This is a genomic window from Nocardioides kongjuensis, assembly GCF_013409625.1.
Classification (GTDB): Bacteria; Actinomycetota; Actinomycetes; order Propionibacteriales; family Nocardioidaceae; genus Nocardioides; species Nocardioides kongjuensis.
This window is the reverse complement of the sequence record NZ_JACCBF010000001.1, coordinates 1,996,851-2,013,845: the sequence shown is the minus strand read 5'-3', so window position 1 is coordinate 2,013,845 and position 16,995 is coordinate 1,996,851. Positions and strand designations below refer to the sequence as shown.

The window sequence follows — 16,995 nt, the reverse complement described above, 5'->3', positions numbered from 1 at the left end:
TTCTCCTGCCGACCAGGCCCGACGGACAGTCCCCAAAAGACCAGGTCAGTCCTCGAACAGCCCGCGGATGTCCTCGGCCCCGATCGAGGTGCTCATCGCCCCGTCGCCGTCGATGACCTGGGCGAACAGCTCTGCCTTGCGGGCCTTGAGCTCCATCACCTTCTCCTCGATGGTGTCGGTCGCGACCAGCCGGTAGACGTGGACGTGGCGGGTCTGGCCGATCCGGTGGGCGCGGTCGACGGCCTGTGCCTCGGCGGCGGGGTTCCACCACGGGTCGAGCACGAAGACGTAGTCGGCCTCGGTGAGGGTCAGGCCGGTGCCGCCCGCCTTGAGGGAGATCAGGAAGACGGGGGAGTCGCCGGAACGGAACTTGTCGATGACGCCGGCGCGGTCGCGGGTCGTGCCGTCGAGGTACGTCGTCGCGATCCCCACGTCGTCGAGACGCGAGCGGACCCGGGTCAGGAACGAGGTGAACTGGCTGAACACCAGCGCCTTGTGGCCCTCCGCGGTGATCTCGGCGAGGTGCTCGACGAGCACGTCGAGCTTGGCCGAGCCGACCGTCTCGTGCTCGTCGTCGACCAGCGCGGCGTCGAGGGCGAGCTGGCGCAGCTTGGTCAGCGCACTGAAGATCGCGACCCGGTTGCGGTCGAAGTCCTCGACCAGCCCGAGGATCCGCTGGCGCTCCTTGGCGAGGTGGGTGTCGTAGATCCTGCGGTGGGCCGGCTCGAGGTCGACCTGCAGCACCTGCTCCTGCTTGGGCGGCAGGTCGTCGGCCACCAGCTCCTTCGTGCGCCGCAGCAGGAACGGCTTGATCCGGGCACGGAACCGGTCGAGCACCACCTGGTCGGCGTCGCGCTCGACCGGCCGTACGACCTTCTCCTGGAACGTGCGCGGCCACGGGTACAGCCCGGGCACGGTGATCGACAGCAGCGACCACAGCTCCATCAGCCGGTTCTCGAACGGCGTGCCGGTCACGGCGAGCCGGAACGGCGCGGTGATCGTGCGGATTGCCTGGTAGGTCTTGCTCTGGTGGTTCTTGGCCTGCTGTGCCTCGTCGAGCACCAGGCCGGACCATGCGAGGTCGGCGTACTCCTCGTGGGCCAGCCGCAGCAGCGTGTACGTCGTCACCACGACGTCGTGCTCACGCGCCAGCGCCGCCACGTCGTCGGTACGACGAGCCGCGACCGCGACGCGCAACCCGGGCGCGTGCCGTGCGGCCTCGGTGGCCCAGGCCGTGACGACGCTGGTCGGGGCGACGACGAGGAAGGGCGCGTCGAAGGGTCGTTCGGCTCGGGCATGGGTGATCAGGGCCAGCACCTGGAGCGTCTTGCCGAGACCCATGTCGTCGGCGAGGACGCCGCCGAGGCCGTGCTGCCACAGGAACGCCAGCCACCAGAATCCCTCACGCTGGTAGCTGCGCAGGTCGGTGACCAGCCCGCGCGGCTCGGGCCGCGGGATGTCGGTGAGGTCGCGCAGCGCCTGCGCTCGCTCGACCCACTCGGCGACCTGGGCGTCGACCAGCCCGGTCTCGGCGAGCTGGGCCCACAGGCCGAGGTCGTGGTGGCCGATGCCGATCCGGTTGCCCTCGCGCTCGCGCAGCTCGGCGGCCGCGGTGACCACCTCCCGCAGCCGGTCGAGCTCGGGGCGGTCGGTGGTGACGTACAGGCCGCTCGGCAGGACCAGGAACTCCAGGTCGAGGGTGAGCGCGGCGAGCACGTCGGGAAGCGGGATCTGCTCGCCGTCGACGCTGACCGTGACGGCGAGGTCGAGCCAGTCGGTGGTGCTGGACCCGGACTCCGGCTCGACCAGGTCGAACCGGATCTCGGGCGCGACGTCGGCCTCGCGGAAGTCGGGGCGCTCCTCCTCGACCACCCGGACGCCGTCGAGCTCGCGCAGGTGGGGCAGGTCGTGGATGGCCAGGGTCAGGGCGTCGCCGTCGGTCACCGTCGAGACCTGCAGGAGTCCGGGCGGGACGGTCGCGAGCAGCGCCTGCTCGGCCGCGCGGTCGCGCACGCCGCCGAGGGACTCGCTGCTGGCGAGCGGGCAGCTGCGCTCGGCGTCGTCGCCGTACTGCCAGTGCCACGCCAGGCCGGCCTTGGTCGAGGTGTGCCACGAGACGGTCAGCACGAGCGTCGGCGCCAGCGGCTCGGGCAGCTCGACCGACGAGGCGTCCGCACGCACCGGCACCAGCCGCATCAGGCCGGGCAGCGCCTCGCGGAAGTCGGCGAGGTCGGCAGGCGGGACCAGGATCGGCGGTCCGTCGACCAGGTGGCGCAGGGCGGGCGGCACGGGGGTCGTGGTCGCCGCGATGACGAGGTGGCCGCTGTCGTCGAGCAGCCCGACGACCGACGCGGGGGAGCCGACCAGCACCACCGACTCGTCGCGCCAGGTCCGCTCGCCGAGGGTGACGACCGCGCGCATCGTCGTGCCGCCGTCGACGTCGCCGAGCTCGGCCACGACCTCGGCCGGTTCGTCGGCCACCTCGACCGAGACCAGTGGCCGCGCCGCCAGCAGCGTGACCCCGGCGTCGCGGGCGTTGCGCAGCGCGCGGACGACCTGGTCGCCGAACTCGTCGAGGGCGGGGGAGAGCCCGGCCGGGGAGTAGCCGCGGTGCCCGGCCCACTGGGTGTGGAGCGCAGCGAGCGCGTCGGCCTGCCGCTGGACGAACCCGCGCGGGCTGCCGCCGACCTCGCTCCACTCCGCGCCGCTCTTGATCCAGGGCTTGCTCCTGCCCTGCCGCAGCGGTCGCACGCGCAGCGTCGGACCGGCGGAGCGATAGCTGCCGCGGCCGCGGTCGAGGGTGACCTCGAGCGCCAGCGGCACCTCCTCGCGCACCGACGGCTGCTGCCGCTCGAGCTCGCCCACCAGGCGCTCCACCGAACGGCGCCACGCGGCCTCGCCGGCCGGCTGGGTGAAGGTCTGGCGCAGGGTCAGGGCCAGCGCGGCGCCGTGCTTGCACACCGAGCGCACGGGGCAGGTGCACACGGTGAACACCCAGCCCGCGTAGCTGGCGTTGGGCGCCTCGACGTGGAGCTGGACCTGGTACGGCGTCTCCCGGCTCCCGAGCACCTCCGCCGTCGCGGTCACGGACGCTGCCGAGCGCATGCCGATCTCGGGGCGTCGTACGCCGCCGGCGGCCACGATGTCGCGGGCGCGCTCGAGTGTCCCGGCGTCGAAGTGGCGCGCCAGGAAGTCGTCGGTCAGCTCGGCGAGGACGTCCACGGTTCCCTCATCGTGGCACGCCCCGCCGACGATTCCCTGATCCCCGCGAGGGGGTGGTCACCGACGGGTGCGGCGCCGCTTCCCGGTGCCCTCGGGGAACGGCCACCCGAGCGTGATCGAGCCACCGTCGGGCAGGTCCGACCAGCGCGCGGCGAAGTCGTCGTAGCGCGCGAAGAGCCGCTCCAACAGGTCCGGGTCGACCTCGCTGTCCTCGACGCGTCCGGGCCACGACGGGTCCGCGGGCCGCCGTCCGCGGACCACCTCCCACAGCGCCACGGTCAACGACGCGAGCCGCTCCGAGCGCGCCATGTCGGCGGACTCCTCGGGCGTCGGCGTGCGCCGCTTCCTCAGCGACGTACGACGCTCGGCCGGGGCGAGAGGCCAGAACATCCCGTCGTCGCCGTCGGCCGCGGCGAGCCGGCCGTAGACGCCGCCGCGGATCCCGTCCTCGACCTCGACCAGCAGGTGCGCGACGTCGTGCGGCACCGCGTCGCTGTGGCCCGGCCCGTTGCGCGGCGCGAGGGCGGCACCGACCGTGCGGTCGACGGCGATCTCGTAGCGCCCGGCCAGCTTCGTGAAGGTCACGTCCACCGGCCCCATCGTCCGGGGACCGCCCGGACGTCGCAACGTGTTATCGGCGCCGCTTCACTCGCTCTGCCCGCGCTCGTCGGCGTAGCCGCGGTCGCCACCCGGCACCCACAGCACGTCGCCGACCTCGCGGTTCGCGTGCCGGGCCAGGATGAAGAGCAGGTCGCTGAGCCGGTTGAGGTAGGTGATGGCCAGCGGGTTCATCGTCTCGCCGTGCACGGCGTTGGCCGCCCACGCGGCCCGCTCGGCGCGGCGTACGACGGTGCGCGCGACGTGCAGGTGGGCCGCCGCCGGCGTGCCGCCGTTGAGGATGAACGACCGCAGCTTCTCGAGGTCCTCGTTGAAGTGGTCGCACCACTTCTCGAGCCGGTCGATCGAGGCCTGCTCGATGCGCAGCGGCGGGTACTCCGGGTCGGGCACGACCGGGTTGCACAGGTCGGCCCCCACGTCGAACATCTCGTTCTGGACGTGCGTGAGCACCGCGACGACGTGGTCGCTCAGCCCGCCGGTCGCCACGGCCACCGCGATCTGGGCGTTGGCCTCGTCGACGGTCGCGTAGGCCTCGAGTCGCAGGTCGGTCTTCGACGTCACACTCATGTCGCCGAGGCGGGTCTCGCCGGCGTCACCGGTGCGCGTGTAGATGCGGGTGAGGTTGACCATGACTCGGAGGGTAGCCCCGGCCGCCCGCAGAAAAAGTTCGGCCCGGCATGCAACCGATCGGACTGCCGGAGCGTCATGGTGGGTAACAGGCGTGTGGGGCGCCTGTCCGGATCGATCTCGGGAGGGAACCAATGGGAGCACGGCAGTCCACCGCCATCCGTGTCGAGCACGTTCTCGGCGAGCCCATCCTGGTCCTGGCAGGCGATCTCGACGTGCGCAGCACGGGTGAGCTGCGTGCGGCGGTGCACGAGCACATCCGTGCCTGCGGCACCGACCTGATCAGTCCGGTCGTGCTCGACATCAGCGCCGTCGGCTCGATCGACGCGACCGCCCTCAAGGTGATCGCCGCGGCCAGCCGGCAGGCCCAGCGCTACGGCGTCCGCGTGGTCCTGCGCGGCGCCCAGCCCGCCGTCCGGCGGATGCTGCACCTCACCCACCTGATCCGGCTGATCGAGGTCGAGCGGGAGCCGATCCCCGCCTGAGCCCGCCTGCGTTGTGGAGAACCCCACACGGACGACGGTTACCAAGCGGTAGCGATCGGCCTACGCTTCGGCGTATGAGCACCTCGCCCGACGCAGCCGGCACCGCCGGGAAGGCATCGCACACCAAGGACCGCCCCTGGGTGATGCGTACCTACGCCGGTCACTCGACCGCCGAGGCGTCCAACGCGCTGTACCGGACCAACCTGGCCAAGGGCCAGACCGGCCTCTCGGTGGCCTTCGACCTGCCGACCCAGACCGGGTACGACCCCGACAGCCCGCTGTCGCGCGGCGAGGTCGGCAAGGTCGGCGTACCCGTGCCGCACCTGGGGGAGATGCGCAAGCTCTTCGACCAGATCCCCCTCACCGAGATGAACACCTCGATGACGATCAACGCGACCGCCATGTGGCTGCTCGCGATGTACCAGGTCGCCGCCGAGGAGCAGAACCCCGATCTGTCGCCGTCGGAGGTCGCCCACCAGCTCGCGGGCACGACCCAGAACGACATCATCAAGGAGTACCTCTCGCGCGGCACCTACGTGTTCCCGCCCGAGCACTCCCTGCGCCTGATCGGCGACATGATCGCCTACACGGTCCACGAGATCCCGAAGTGGAACCCGATCAACATCTGCAGCTACCACCTGCAGGAGGCCGGCGCGACGCCCGTGCAGGAGATCGCGTACGCCATGTGCACCGCGATCGCCGTGCTCGACCAGGTGAAGAACTCCGGCCAGGTCTCCGACGACGACTTCGAGAAGGTCGTCGGCCGGATCTCCTTCTTCGTCAACGCCGGCGTGCGCTTCGTCGAGGAGATGTGCAAGATGCGCGCCTTCGTCGACCTGTGGGACGAGATCACCCGCGAGCGCTACGGCGTCACCGACGAGAAGATGCGCCGCTTCCGCTACGGGGTCCAGGTCAACAGCCTCGGCCTCACCGAGGCGCAGCCGGAGAACAACGTCCAGCGCATCGTCCTCGAGATGCTCGCCGTGACGCTGTCCAAGAAGGCCCGCGCCCGCGCCGTCCAGCTCCCCGCGTGGAACGAGGCCCTCGGCCTCCCGCGCCCGTGGGACCAGCAGTGGTCGCTGCGCCTGCAGCAGGTCCTCGCCTTCGAGTCCGACCTGCTCGAGTACGAGGACATCTTCGACGGCTCGCCCGTCATCGAGGCCAAGGTCCAGGAGCTGATCGCCGGCGCCAAGGCCGAGATCGACCGGGTCCAGGCGATGGGTGGCGCGATCGCCGCGGTCGACTCGGGCTACATGAAGCAGGAGCTGGTCTCCTCCCACGCCCGCCGTCGCGCGGCGATCGAGGCCGGCGAGGAGATCATCGTCGGCGTCAACAAGTTCGACACCACCGAGCAGAGCCCGCTCACCGCGGACCTCGACGGCGCGATCATGGTCGCCGACCCCGAGGCCGAGAAGTCCGCCCTCGCCTCCGTCGAGGCCTGGAAGGCCCAGCGGGACCAGGGCGAGGTCGACGCCGCCCTCGCGCGTCTGGCCGAGGACGCCAAGACCGGCACCAACCTGATGGCCGCCACCCTCGCCGCCGCCCGTGCGGGCGCGACCACGGGGGAGTGGGCCGGCGTGCTGCGCGAGGTCTTCGGCGAGTTCCGCGCCCCCACCGGCGTCGCCGGCGCCGTGGGCGTCGCCGAGGCCGGTGCCGAGCTGACCGCCGTCCGCGAGGCCGTGCGCACCACGGGCGAGGAGCTCGGCGGTCGCCTGCGCCTGCTCGTCGGCAAGCCCGGCCTCGACGGTCACTCGAACGGCGCCGAGCAGGTCGCCGTACGCGCCCGCGACGCCGGTTTCGAGGTCATCTACCAGGGCATCCGGCTCACCCCGGAGCAGATCGTCGCCGCGGCCGTCGCCGAGGACGTCCACTGCGTCGGCCTGTCGATCCTGTCCGGCTCCCACATGGAGCTGGTGCCGGCCGTGCTCGACGGTCTCCGAGCGGCCGGGATGGGCGACGTGCCCGTCATCGTCGGCGGGATCATCCCCGAGTCCGACGGCAAGGCGCTGATCGAGCTCGGCGTGGCCGCGGTCTACACGCCCAAGGACTTCGGGCTGACCGAGATCATGGGCGGGATCGTCGAGGTGATCCGCAAGGCCAACTCCTTGGTCTAGGCCCTCGCTGCGCCCGACGGAGAACATTCGGCGCCGCGTGAGGCGCTCAGGATCACCTGCGGCTGACAGGCGACGCCGGATCACTCCGCGGCGATCACCCGGGACAGCGACTCGGGGTCGCGGCCGACGACGGTCGTGCCGTCCGACGCGGTGAGGATGGGGCGCTGGATGAGCCTGGGGTTGTCGACCATCAGCTCCAGCCAGTCCGCTCGGTGGTCGACGTCCCTGGCCGGCAGCGTGATGCCGAGCTTGCGGGCGTCCGTCGTCCGCGCGATGTCCCAGGGCTCGAGCCCCAGCCGGGCGAGCACGTTCTCGAGCTCGGCGACCGTGGGCGGCTCGTCGAGGTAGCGGCGCACGGCGTACTCCACGCCCGCGGCCTTCAGCTCGCTCTCGGCGGTGCGGCACTTGGAGCACGCGGGGTTCAGCCAGATCTCGATCACGACCCGAACCCTAGACGAGTGCCGTGGGCCACGTGTGAGCCGCGTCACGTCGGTTAGGTATGCCTACCCTCGATCGCTTACCCTCGTGTCGTGGGCAAGGACAAGAAGAAGTCGAAGGGGAAGGTGCGCAAGCTCCCCAAGACGAAGTGCTGCGTGTCGAAGTCGCGCTGCGGTCGCTGCCCCCTGCGCATGCTCAAGGAGGGCACCCTCCCCGAGGGCTACACCGTCAAGAAGCGCGTGCTCGTGCGTGCCGACGGCAAGAAGGTCACCAAGAAGGCCCTGCAGAAGGCCGCCTGAGCCCGCGCTCGCGTGCCCACTAGGCTGACGCCCATGGCCGCACCACGCTTCACCGACCAGCTCAACGTCCAGATCGGCAACGAGTTCGCCGCGCACAACCAGTACCTCGCGTGCGCCGTGCACTACGACGCTCTGACGATGCCGCAGCTGGCTGCCTTCTTCTACGCCCAGGCGCTCGAGGAGCGGCTGCACGCGATGATGATGGTGCAGTACCTCCTCGACACCGACGCTCCCGTGGAGATCCCGGGCGTCGAGGCGCCGGTCTCGACCTTCGAGGACGTCGTGGCGCCGATCGCGCTGGCGCTGGAGCAGGAGAAGCGGGTCACCGAGCAGATCAACGGCCTGCTGCGGATCGCCCGCGAGGAGAACGACTTCGCCTCCGAGCAGTTCATGCAGTGGTTCATCAAGGAGCAGGTCGAGGAGGTCGCGACCATGAACGACCTGCTCACCGTGGTCACCCGCAGCAAGGACGACGTCAACGCGATCGAGGACTGGGTCGCGCGCGAGCAGGGTGCCGGCGACGCCGACCCGACCGCTCCGCCGGCCGCCGGAGCCTGAGGCCTCAGCGCTCGGGGCGCGGGTGCCGGTAGCGGTACACGCGCACGGCGAGCAGGATTCCCAGCACGAGGCCCAGCAGGCCGCCGACCGCGGGCCCGGCGTCCCCGGGCAGCGTGGCGCCCAGGGCCATGCCCGACGTACCGACGAGCAGGACGATGCTGACGACCGCGACGTTGAAGAACACCTCGCGGAAGTAGGCCCGGGTGAAGCTCTCCTGCGGCACGTCCGGCCGGACCGGTGCGGCCGGTGCAGCCGGGCTGGGCGTACGCCCCGCGGGAGCCTCCACGGCGACTCGCTGGTCGAGCGGAATCGTCTTGACCACGGCTGTCACGGGCAGCGGTCCGTAGATGTGCGGGAAGGTCTCGGTGGCGCCGGGGAACGGTTCCTCGTCGATCACGGGGACGTCGAGCAGCGCCGGGTCGATCTGCAGCAGCACCATCGGCTCGGCGACGTCGGCGTAGAACCGGTCGCGCACGCCGGTCCACTGGTCGGCCCGGCTGGCGTGGATGAAGCCCTCCTCGGCGAGGGTGCGCCCGCGCGTCGAGACCGTGTAGGCGCCGGTGCGCTGCGCATCCTCCCAGTCGTGGAGCAGGGCGAGGTGGAAGATCGGCGTCATCGCGCGGCGGCTCAGAAGAGCCGGTCCTCGGCGTTGTCCAGGCCGCGCAGCGCGTCGTAGTCGACGACGGCGCAGGCGATGCCGCGGTCCTCGGCGAGCACCCGGGCCTGGGGCTTGATCTCCTGGGCGGCGAAGATGCCGCGCACCGCGCCCTTGCCGGTCAGCAGCGGGTCGCGGTTGAGGAGCTCGAGGTAGCGGGTGAGCTGCTCGACGCCGTCGATCTCGCCGCGCCTCTTGATCTCGACCGCGACCGAGAGGCCGTCGCCGTCGCGGCACATCAGGTCGACCGGGCCGATGGCGGTCGGGAACTCGCGGCGGACCAGGGTCAGGCCGGCGGACAGGGTGGCGGGGTGCTCGGCGAGCAGCTCCTGGAGGTGCTTCTCGACGCCGTCCTTCTGCAGGCCCGGGTCGATGCCGAGGTGGTGTGACGAGTCGTGGAACATCTCCTCGATCAGGATCCGCAGCGTGTCGGGCGCCTGGCCCTTCGGCGCCTTCGCGGTGACGGTCCACTCGACCCGGCCGTCCTCGTCCTCGCCCTCGCGCACCGTGCACGGCGGCGACATCCAGTTGAGCGGCTTGTAGGAGCCGCCGTCGGAGTGCACGAGCACCGATCCGTCGGCCTTGAGCATGAGCACCCGGGTCGCCATCGGGAGGTGCGCGGTCAATCGGCCTGCGTAGTCCACCTGGCAACGCGCAACGACGAGTCTCACGGGCGACGAATCTACAGTCTGCTGCGTGGAGATCGACGACCAGCCGTGGTGGCGCCCCGAGCAGGTGGACGCCGAGGGCCGTACGACGACCTGGCTGCTCGCCGTACGCGTCCAGCCGGGCGCCTCGCGCACCGGTGTGGCCGGGGCGGCGGGCGTGGACGGTGCCGAGCTCAAGATCCGGCTCGCGTCGCCGCCCGTGGACGGCCGCGCCAACGACGAGCTCGTGCGCTGGCTGGCCAAGGAGCTCGGCGTGCCCCGGTCGGCCGTGTCGCTGGTGCGCGGAGCGACCTCGCGGTCGAAGGTGGTCCGCGTTGACGTGTCCGCCCGCCGCGGGTGACGCGGGTGTGACGTCTGTCTCTGTCCACATGGTTACCGACGGGTAGTCAGTCGGCCGGACGGGTGCCACACTGCCAGCCATGACTTCGAGCGAGCAGATCTTCAACACGCTGGTGCTGCCGTACCTCAACCACGCGGTGCGCACCTACGAGTCGGGCTACGCCTCGGTGACCGACATCGACGCCGCGATGCGCTTCGGCTGCGGCTACCCCAAGGGCCCGCTGAGCGTCGTCGACGAGATCGGTGCCGCCCAGGTCCGTGACCTGCTCGCTGCCCGGTACGCCGAGACCGGCGACCACCTGCACGAGCCGGCCGGCCTGCTCGACAAGCTCGTCGCCGAGAACCGCACCTTCGCCGACGAGGCTGCTGCTGCGGGCGAGGCGGCCGCGCCGCAGTTCAAGCACGACATCGCCAAGGTCGGCGTCGTGGGCACCGGCACCATGGCCTCGGGCATCGTCCAGGTCTTCGCGCAGGCCGGGTACGAGGTCATCTACGTCGGCCGCAGCCAGGACAAGCTCGACGGCGTCGTCGGCTACATCACCAAGAACCTGGACCGCGCCATCGCCAAGGGCAAGGGCACCGAGGGCGACAAGGACGCGCTCCTGGGCCGCCTGACCGGCTCGACCGAGCGCGAGGCGCTCGGCGGCGTGGACATCGTCGTCGAGGCCATCGCCGAGGACCTCGAGCTCAAGCTCGAGCTGTTCGGCGACCTCGACCGGATCTGCAAGCCGGGTGCGATCCTCGCGACCACCACCTCGTCGCTGCCGATCACCAAGCTGGGCGAGGCCACCGGCCGCCCGCAGGACGTCATCGGCATGCACTTCTTCAACCCGGCGCCCGTCATGAAGCTGGTCGAGATCATCACCACCTCCGCGACCTCCGCCGACGTGGACGAGACCGTCCGGGCGCTGACCGCCAACGTCGGCAAGGTCGGCGTCTCCGCGGGCGACCGCGCGGGCTTCATCGTCAACCTGCTGCTGTTCCCGTACCTCAACGACGCGATCAAGCTCGCCGAGGGTGGCGAGGAGCTCGCGACCATCGACGCCGCGATCAAGGAGACCGCCGCCTTCCCGATGGGCCCGTTCGAGCTGCTCGACGTGGTCGGCAACGACGTCTCGCTGGCCATCCAGAAGGAGCTGCACGGCGAGTTCGGCGAGCCGGGCTTCGAGCCGGCCGCCACCCTGGTCGCCAAGGTCGAGGCCGGCGAGCTCGGCCGCAAGACCGGCAAGGGCTTCCACGACTACGCCTGACACAATGTCGGCGTGACGCTTCACCACACGGCTCTCGGTTCCACCGGGAGCCGTGTGGTCTTCCTGCACGGACTCTTCGGCCAGGGCAAGAACTGGACCGGGATCGCCAAGCAGCTGGCCACGAAGCACCGGGTGCTGCTCGTCGACCTGCCCCACCACGGGCGGTCCGGGTGGCCCGAGCGCTTCGACCTCTCCGAGACGGCGGGGCTGGTGGCGGACGTGCTCCCGGACGACGAGCCGGTCGCGCTGGTCGGACACTCGCTCGGCGGCAAGGTGGCGATGGTCCTCGCGCTGCTCCACCCGGAGCGGGTCGAGCGGCTGTGCGTCGCCGACATCTCGCCGGTCGCCTATCCCGAGGGCCGCGAGTTCCCCGGCTACATCGCCGCGATGAAGGGGATGGACCTGACCCGGGTCGTGCGTCGCGAGGACGCCGAGCGGCTGCTGGAGCCCGCCGTCCCCGACCCGACGGTCCGCTCCTTCCTGCTGCAGAACCTGCGTCGCGACCCAACCGCGCCGAGCGGGTGGAGCTGGCAGGCCAACCTCGACGTGCTCGGCCGTGACCTCGGCGCCATCAGCGGCTGGCCCGAGGCGGAGCTGGCCGACGTGGCGCCGTACGACGGACCGGTGCTGTGGCTCGCCGGTGCCCGGTCGGGCTACGTCCTGCCCGAGTACGACGCCGCGATGGACCGCTGGTTCCCGCGCAACCGCAAGGTGACCATGAAGGACACCGGGCACTGGCTGCACTCGGAGCGCCCGGAGCTCTTCCTCCAGATCCTCCAGCGCTTCCTGGGGGACTGACCTCAGCCGTCGGCCTGGCGGGCGCGGTACGCCGCGACGGCGTTGCGGTTGCCGCAGGTCACCGAGCAGAACCGCTTGGAGCGGTTGCGGGAGAGGTCCAGGACGATGCCCTCGCAGGTGTCGTCGGCGCACACCGAGAGTCGCGACATCTCGTCGGCGCGGATCACGTCGATCATCGCCATGGCGGTCTCGACCACGATCCGCTCGGCGAAGGGAGCGTCGTTGCCGACGGCGTGCAGGTGCCAGTCGTGGCCGTCGTGGCGCCGCAGCTGGGGGAGGGCGGACGCGTCGCGGAGCATGGCGTTGACGATGTCGGCGGCGTCGTCGCGGTCGGCGGTCAGCAGGGCGCGGAGCCGGGGCGCGATCGCCAGCACGGCGTCGACCTCGGCCTGGTCGCCGTCGTGGCGCCCGGTGTAGGCGAAGTCGGCGAAGAAGGCGTCGAGGTCGTCGGGCGTGCTGATCGTCACCGGCTCCAGGCTGCCGTTGACGAGAGCCACGGCCGCTTGGAGCGACAAGGACGTGTCATGGGCGAAAACCACTTTGACAGGTTACCGTACCGGCCTCTAGTGTCATGAGTCATGACGACGTTGACTCGTGACGCATCCCGGGAGACCGCCCGGACCGGCGTGCTCCTCGCGCTCACCTCTGCGATCACGTTCGCGCTCTCCGGCGCCCTCGCGCGGCCGATGCTCGACAGCGGCTGGACCGCCGGCAGCATCGTGCTGCTGCGCATCGCGATCGGCGCGCTCGTCGTCCTCCCCTTCGGCGTGGTCGCGCTGCGCGGGCGTTGGGAGCTGCTGCGGCGCGCGGCCCCGACCGTCGTGCTGTACGGCGGCCTGGCGGTCGCCGGCGCGCAGTACTGCTACTTCTCGGCCGTGCGGACCATGGAGGTCGGCCCGGCCCTGCTGATCGAGTACACCGCCCCCGCTGCGGTGGTCGTGTGGATGTGGCTGGCCCACGGCCAGCGCCCGGGCCGGCTCACCGTCGCGGGCGCGGTGGTCGCCGCCCTCGGCCTGGTCCTGGTGCTCGACCTGTTCGCCGGTGCCGACGTCGACGTCCGCGGCACCGCCTGGGCGCTGGCCGCGATGGTCGGCGCGGCGGCGTACTTCGTCATCTCCGCCGACGAGCGCAGTGGGATCCCCCCGATCACGCTGGCCGCCGGCGGTCTGGTCGTCGGCGGCGTGCTGCTCGGCGTGCTCGCAGTGACCGGCCTGATGCCGATGGCGTCCTCGTCGAGCACGGTCGCCTACGCCGGCGTCGACGTCGCGCCCTGGACGGTGCTGCTCGCCCTCGGGCTGGTCACCGCCGCCCTCGCCTACACGACCGGCATCGCGGCCAGCCGCCGTCTCGGGTCCCGGCTGGCCTCGTTCGTCGCGCTCAGCGAGGTCGTCGCCGCGGTCGTGTGGGCCTGGCTGCTGCTCGACCAGCTGCCCGCGCCGGTGCAGTTCCTCGGTGGCGGTCTGATCCTCGCCGGCGTGATCGGGGTCAAGCTGGGGGAGCGCAGCGTCGTGGTCGGAACCGATCCGCTGCCGCTCACGCCTGCCGAGCATGAGGTGGTGGCTGACGACGCTGGTGCTCGCGTTGCTGACGACGTCGTGCACCAGCCCGGAGCGGCCACCGCGAGCTGATCCCCCGGACGTCACCGACGGCGAGTGGCGCACCGAGACCTGGGCCGGCCTGAGCGTCGACGTCCCCGCCTCGTGGGGGTACGGCGCGGCGCCGGTGCGCGTCGGCGGGTCGGTCTCCGTCTGCGGCCCGGTCGCCGGCGTCGGGCGGCCGGTGCTGCGCTCGGACGTCTGCGCCGCGTACCCGTGGCTCCGAGGGATGCCGGCCTCGGCCGAGCCGTACGTGTGGCTGGGGGCCGACCTCGAGCCCGGAGCCGTCAGGTACGACGGCGCCGTGGTCCAGGAGACGATCGCTGTCGAGGGCACGACGCTGACGGTCGCGAGCACCGACGCCGGCCTGCGTGCCCGGATCCTGGGCTCGGCGCGGCCGGCAACGCTCTGCCGGGACGCGACGCCCGCGCCGGGCGAGGTCGAGGTGTGCGGCTACCGGGCGGTGGCAGGGGGGCGGGTGCTCGGGTTCGCGGAGCAGGTGGCGGCCGACGTGCCGGAGGCGGTGGTGGCGGCCGCGCGGCGCGCCCCCGCTGCGACGGGCGATCCCGGCTGCGGTCCACGTACCGGAGAGGTCGTCGAGCTGAGGGAGTCGGGGCGCACGATCGTGCTGGACCTGGGGTGCGGGACCGTCGACCCGGGCGACGGCACGCGGCACCTGCTGACCGACGAGGCGGTCGAGCCGTGGGCGAGCCCGATGGCCCGCGCGAGCCTGACCCGCCTCATCGGTCAGCAGGGCTGAGACGTCGAGCCGTCGGTCAGCGCAGGTCCTGCTGCTTGACGACGACCTCGCGCACGACCAGCAGGATCGCGGCGGCCACCGGGATGGCGAGCAGGGCACCGACCACGCCGAGCAGGGCGGTGCCGACCAGCGCGGCGATCACGATGACGGCGCCGGGCAGGTCGACGGACTTGCTCATCACCCGCGGGTAGACGACGTAGTTCTCGAACTGCTGGTAGATCACGTAGAACACCACGCAGGCGATGCCGGTCTTGACGTCGGTCGCGAACGCGATGGCCGAGACGATCACCGCGCCGAGGGTGGCGCCGATCATCGGGATGACGTCGAGCACGGCGACGACGAAGGCCAGTGCGACGGCGTACTCGCGCACGTCGGTCAGCGAGAGGAACACCAGCGAGCTCAGGCCGGCGCACAGGGCGACCAGGAAAGCGCCCGAGACGTACCCGCCGATGTTGGCGATCACCTTGTCGCCGAGCTTGGCGACCCGCTCGCGGCGCGAGGCCGGGGCCAGCTTGTAGAGCGCGCCGGTGGTGGTCTTGAGCGACGCCAGGAAGTAGAGCGTCAGCACGACGATGACGAACAGGTTGAACAGCGCCGAGACGACCTTGAGGCCGAAGCCGAGCGCGCCACCGAACAGCGCCGAGAGGAACTTCTTGTCGGTGATCGTCGCCTGCAGCTTGTCGATGATGTCGTACTCGTCGTTGAGCTGCTGGATCCGCTTGTTCTTCTGCAGCTCGTCGAGCCAGCCGGGGGCGTTCTTCGTGATCGCGGTGATCTGGTCGGTGATGACCGGGACGATCGCCACGAGGAAGAGCGCGACGGTGCCGAGGGCGAGCACGATGACGACCGTGACCGCCCACGAGCGGCGCAGGCCGTGGCGCTCCAGGAAGCTCACCGCCGGGTTGAGCCCGGCGGCGAGGAAGAAGGACACCACCACGAGCATCAGCACCGAGCCGATGCCGAGGACCGCCTGGAACAGCCAGAAGGCGGTCAGCGCGCCCAGGGCGCCGATGAAGCCGTAGTAGAACGGCGAACGCCGGTCGAACGGCTTGCCGAGCTCGCCGTACGGCATCGCCTCGGCGTCGACCGGAGCCGCCGGGTCGACCCCGGCGTGCTCCGTGACGCCGTCCGCGGCGGCTGCGTCGGCGGTGCTGCTCAACTCTCGTCCTCGCCGAAGCCGGCGACGAGGTCGGCGAGCGAGGACAGCTGGGCGGTGATCGCCGCGCGGCGCTTGGTGAGGCGGTCGAGCTCGGCGCGCTTGGCCGCGATCTCGCGCTGCAGCTCGGCGTCGCCGCTGGCGGTGATCGCCTCGGCCTGGGCGCGCGCCGACGCGATGACCTGCTCGGCCTCACGACGGGCGCGGGTGAGCACGCCCTCGGCCTCGGTCTGCGCGGCGGCCCGGTTGGCGGTCGCCTGCTTGCTCGCCTCGGCCGCACGGGCCTCGGCAGCGTTGGCGCGCTCCTCGGCCTCCTGCACCAGGCGGCGGGTCTCGGCGACGGCGGCGTTGTGGTGGTCGGTGGCCTCGCGGGCCAGCCGCTCCTTCTCCATCGCCAGCGCGCGCCGGGCCTCCTGGACCTCGCGGTCGACCGCGGCGCGGGCCTGCTCGACCTCGCGCTGCGCCTGGGCGCGCTGCTCGGTGGTCTCCTGCTGGGTCGCGAGCCGGAGCTGGTCGGACTCGCGGCGGGCGGCGGCCAGGGTGTCGGCGGCCTCGCTCTGGGCCAGCGCGCGCTCCTGCTCGGCGTCGGCCAGCAGGCGGGTGCGGTTCTCCTCGAGCTCGCGCAGCTGGACGGCACGCATGTCGTCGGCCTCGCGCGCGGCCTCGGCGCGGATCGCCTTGGCGTCGCGCGTCGCCTGGTCGCGGATCTCGGCGGCGTCGGTCTCGGCCGTCGCGCGGATCTCCGCGGCTTCCTCCTCGGCGAGGCGCAGCATCGCGCTGGCGCGGCCACCGAGGCCGGCGTACGACGGGTTGTCGGTCTCGGCCAGCTCCGCACGTGCCTTCGCGAGCTCCTGCTCCAGATCGATGACGCGCTGCTCGGACTCGTTCAGGCTGGCGCCGAGCGTGGCCTTCTCGCTGGAGAGCTGGCGGATCTGGGCGTCGACGGCGTCACGGTCGTAGCCGCCCTTGCGGACGATCGGCAGGCCGCCGGTCGCACCCGGGGCGTTGAAGCCGACCGGACGGGGCGCCGCACCGCTCGAAGTCTGCGGTGCCGCGGGCCGGGCGGTCGGCGCGGGGTGGGACGGCGCGGGCGCCGCCGGGCGGGCAGCCGGGGTCTCGGCCGTCTTCACCGCCGGGATCACCTGGGTCGCCTGGTCGTCGGTGGCCTTGGTCGTCACGGTCTTGGACTCCTCGGTCGGGGTGGGCTCGTCGTCGAAGATGGACAGACCCTCGTCGCTCATGGGAATGGAGCCTCCCTGGCTCTCGCTGCGGTCATGGGGGGGATGTGCGCGTGCACGAACCCGCCCATGATCCCTGATCGCCGAAGCGTTTCCCACCCCGGCACGCGGGAGCGGACGGCCTGCACCGCCCCGGAAATGCCGGACGGGCCGGTGCGCAGCTGGCACCGGCCCG

General features: G+C 71.9%; 18 protein-coding genes. 9 read left to right on the top strand and 9 right to left on the bottom strand.

Annotation, left to right across the window (positions count from 1 at the left end):
• Positions 1-45 precede the first annotated feature (45 nt).
• The 3 genes from BJ958_RS28480 to BJ958_RS09710 are packed head-to-tail and all read right to left on the bottom strand — an operon-like array spanning position 46 to position 4,470.
• Positions 46-3,222 (bottom strand): SNF2-related protein, encoded by a 3,177-nt coding sequence (locus tag BJ958_RS28480; RefSeq protein WP_179726644.1) that lies wholly within the window; start codon positions 3,220-3,222, stop codon positions 46-48.
• A gap of 57 nt (positions 3,223-3,279) precedes the next feature.
• The gene (locus BJ958_RS09715) at positions 3,280-3,813 is read right to left on the bottom strand and encodes a hypothetical protein (RefSeq protein ID WP_218865672.1); all 534 of its coding nucleotides are present in this window, start codon (positions 3,811-3,813) and stop codon (positions 3,280-3,282) included.
• A gap of 54 nt (positions 3,814-3,867) precedes the next feature.
• Positions 3,868-4,470 carry a cob(I)yrinic acid a,c-diamide adenosyltransferase gene (locus BJ958_RS09710; RefSeq protein ID WP_179726643.1) on the bottom strand — a complete coding sequence of 201 codons (603 nt, stop codon included), beginning with the start codon at positions 4,468-4,470 and terminating at the stop codon, positions 3,868-3,870.
• A 131-nt stretch (positions 4,471-4,601) separates the two neighbouring features.
• Between BJ958_RS09710 and BJ958_RS09705 the strand changes: the two genes are divergently transcribed.
• On the top strand, positions 4,602-4,952 hold the full coding sequence (locus BJ958_RS09705) for an STAS domain-containing protein (RefSeq protein ID WP_179726642.1): 351 nt from the start codon (positions 4,602-4,604) through the stop codon (positions 4,950-4,952).
• A 74-nt stretch (positions 4,953-5,026) separates the two neighbouring features.
• Positions 5,027-7,066: a protein meaA gene (locus tag BJ958_RS09700; RefSeq protein ID WP_179726641.1), complete on the top strand. Its 2,040-nt coding sequence runs from the start codon at positions 5,027-5,029 to the stop codon at positions 7,064-7,066.
• 80 nt (positions 7,067-7,146) lie between these two features.
• Here the strand turns inward: BJ958_RS09700 and BJ958_RS09695 are convergent, their stop codons facing one another.
• On the bottom strand, positions 7,147-7,506 hold the full coding sequence (locus BJ958_RS09695; RefSeq protein WP_273517832.1) for an ArsC/Spx/MgsR family protein: 360 nt from the start codon (positions 7,504-7,506) through the stop codon (positions 7,147-7,149).
• A gap of 90 nt (positions 7,507-7,596) precedes the next feature.
• Here BJ958_RS09695 and BJ958_RS09690 point away from each other — a divergent pair, with 90 nt between their 5' ends.
• Together BJ958_RS09690 and BJ958_RS09685 are read left to right on the top strand one after the other, a co-directional pair.
• A complete protein-coding gene (locus tag BJ958_RS09690) occupies positions 7,597-7,803 on the top strand; it encodes a hypothetical protein (protein ID WP_179726640.1) in 207 nt (68 codons plus the stop codon).
• A gap of 33 nt (positions 7,804-7,836) precedes the next feature.
• Complete coding sequence (locus BJ958_RS09685) at positions 7,837-8,361, top strand: ferritin (RefSeq protein ID WP_179726639.1); 525 nt, start codon at positions 7,837-7,839, stop codon at positions 8,359-8,361.
• A gap of 4 nt (positions 8,362-8,365) precedes the next feature.
• Here the strand turns inward: BJ958_RS09685 and BJ958_RS09680 are convergent, their stop codons facing one another.
• Both BJ958_RS09680 and nucS read right to left on the bottom strand, forming a co-directional pair.
• A complete protein-coding gene (locus BJ958_RS09680; protein ID WP_179726638.1) occupies positions 8,366-8,977 on the bottom strand; it encodes a DUF952 domain-containing protein in 612 nt (203 codons plus the stop codon).
• A gap of 11 nt (positions 8,978-8,988) precedes the next feature.
• The gene (gene nucS / locus BJ958_RS09675) at positions 8,989-9,687 is read right to left on the bottom strand and encodes an endonuclease NucS (RefSeq protein WP_179726637.1); all 699 of its coding nucleotides are present in this window, start codon (positions 9,685-9,687) and stop codon (positions 8,989-8,991) included.
• Between the two features lie 25 nt (positions 9,688-9,712).
• Here nucS and BJ958_RS09670 point away from each other — a divergent pair, with 25 nt between their 5' ends.
• The 3 genes from BJ958_RS09670 (at position 9,713) to BJ958_RS09660 (ending at position 12,071) form a co-directional block, all read left to right on the top strand.
• On the top strand, positions 9,713-10,024 hold the full coding sequence (locus BJ958_RS09670; protein WP_343052628.1) for a DUF167 domain-containing protein: 312 nt from the start codon (positions 9,713-9,715) through the stop codon (positions 10,022-10,024).
• 79 nt (positions 10,025-10,103) lie between these two features.
• Entirely contained in the window at positions 10,104-11,273 is a 1,170-nt protein-coding gene (locus BJ958_RS09665) for a 3-hydroxyacyl-CoA dehydrogenase family protein (protein WP_179726636.1), read from the top strand.
• Positions 11,274-11,285: 12 nt separating this feature from the next.
• Positions 11,286-12,071, top strand: coding sequence for an alpha/beta fold hydrolase (locus tag BJ958_RS09660; RefSeq protein ID WP_179726635.1), 786 nt, complete (start codon positions 11,286-11,288; stop codon positions 12,069-12,071).
• Between the two features lie 2 nt (positions 12,072-12,073).
• On the opposite strand, the gene BJ958_RS09655 is transcribed toward BJ958_RS09660, so the two are convergent.
• Positions 12,074-12,538 (bottom strand): CGNR zinc finger domain-containing protein, encoded by a 465-nt coding sequence (locus BJ958_RS09655; protein ID WP_343052627.1) that lies wholly within the window; start codon positions 12,536-12,538, stop codon positions 12,074-12,076.
• 111 nt (positions 12,539-12,649) lie between these two features.
• On the opposite strand from BJ958_RS09655, the gene BJ958_RS09650 reads away from it, so the two are divergent.
• Together BJ958_RS09650 and BJ958_RS09645 are read left to right on the top strand one after the other, a co-directional pair.
• A complete protein-coding gene (locus BJ958_RS09650; RefSeq protein ID WP_179726633.1) occupies positions 12,650-13,699 on the top strand; it encodes an EamA family transporter in 1,050 nt (349 codons plus the stop codon).
• Complete coding sequence (locus BJ958_RS09645) at positions 13,620-14,426, top strand: hypothetical protein (RefSeq protein WP_179726632.1); 807 nt, start codon at positions 13,620-13,622, stop codon at positions 14,424-14,426. Before BJ958_RS09650 ends, BJ958_RS09645 begins: the two co-directional genes overlap by 80 nt.
• A gap of 16 nt (positions 14,427-14,442) precedes the next feature.
• Here the strand turns inward: BJ958_RS09645 and BJ958_RS09640 are convergent, their stop codons facing one another.
• Together BJ958_RS09640 and BJ958_RS09635 are read right to left on the bottom strand one after the other, a co-directional pair.
• Positions 14,443-15,585, bottom strand: coding sequence for an AI-2E family transporter (locus BJ958_RS09640; protein ID WP_246319028.1), 1,143 nt, complete (start codon positions 15,583-15,585; stop codon positions 14,443-14,445).
• Positions 15,582-16,823 carry a coiled-coil domain-containing protein gene (locus BJ958_RS09635; protein ID WP_179726631.1) on the bottom strand — a complete coding sequence of 414 codons (1,242 nt, stop codon included), beginning with the start codon at positions 16,821-16,823 and terminating at the stop codon, positions 15,582-15,584. Before BJ958_RS09635 ends, BJ958_RS09640 begins: the two co-directional genes overlap by 4 nt.
• Positions 16,824-16,995: the final 172 nt, after the last annotated feature.

Excerpts from the sequence above, each read along its gene's own strand:
- BJ958_RS09685 (WP_179726639.1), top strand. The coding sequence starts at position 7,837 with ATGGCCGCACCACGCTTCACCGACCAGCTCAACGTCCAGATCGGCAAC.
- BJ958_RS09705 (WP_179726642.1), top strand. The coding sequence starts at position 4,602 with ATGGGAGCACGGCAGTCCACCGCCATCCGTGTCGAGCACGTTCTCGGC.
- BJ958_RS09710 (WP_179726643.1), bottom strand. The coding sequence starts at position 4,470 with ATGGTCAACCTCACCCGCATCTACACGCGCACCGGTGACGCCGGCGAG.
- BJ958_RS09700 (WP_179726641.1), top strand. The coding sequence starts at position 5,027 with ATGAGCACCTCGCCCGACGCAGCCGGCACCGCCGGGAAGGCATCGCAC.
- BJ958_RS09635 (WP_179726631.1), bottom strand. The coding sequence starts at position 16,823 with ATGAGCGACGAGGGTCTGTCCATCTTCGACGACGAGCCCACCCCGACC.
- BJ958_RS09665 (WP_179726636.1), top strand. The coding sequence starts at position 10,104 with ATGACTTCGAGCGAGCAGATCTTCAACACGCTGGTGCTGCCGTACCTC.
- BJ958_RS09645 (WP_179726632.1), top strand. The coding sequence starts at position 13,620 with ATGAGGTGGTGGCTGACGACGCTGGTGCTCGCGTTGCTGACGACGTCG.
- BJ958_RS09650 (WP_179726633.1), top strand. The coding sequence starts at position 12,650 with ATGACGACGTTGACTCGTGACGCATCCCGGGAGACCGCCCGGACCGGC.
- BJ958_RS09680 (WP_179726638.1), bottom strand. The coding sequence starts at position 8,977 with ATGACGCCGATCTTCCACCTCGCCCTGCTCCACGACTGGGAGGATGCG.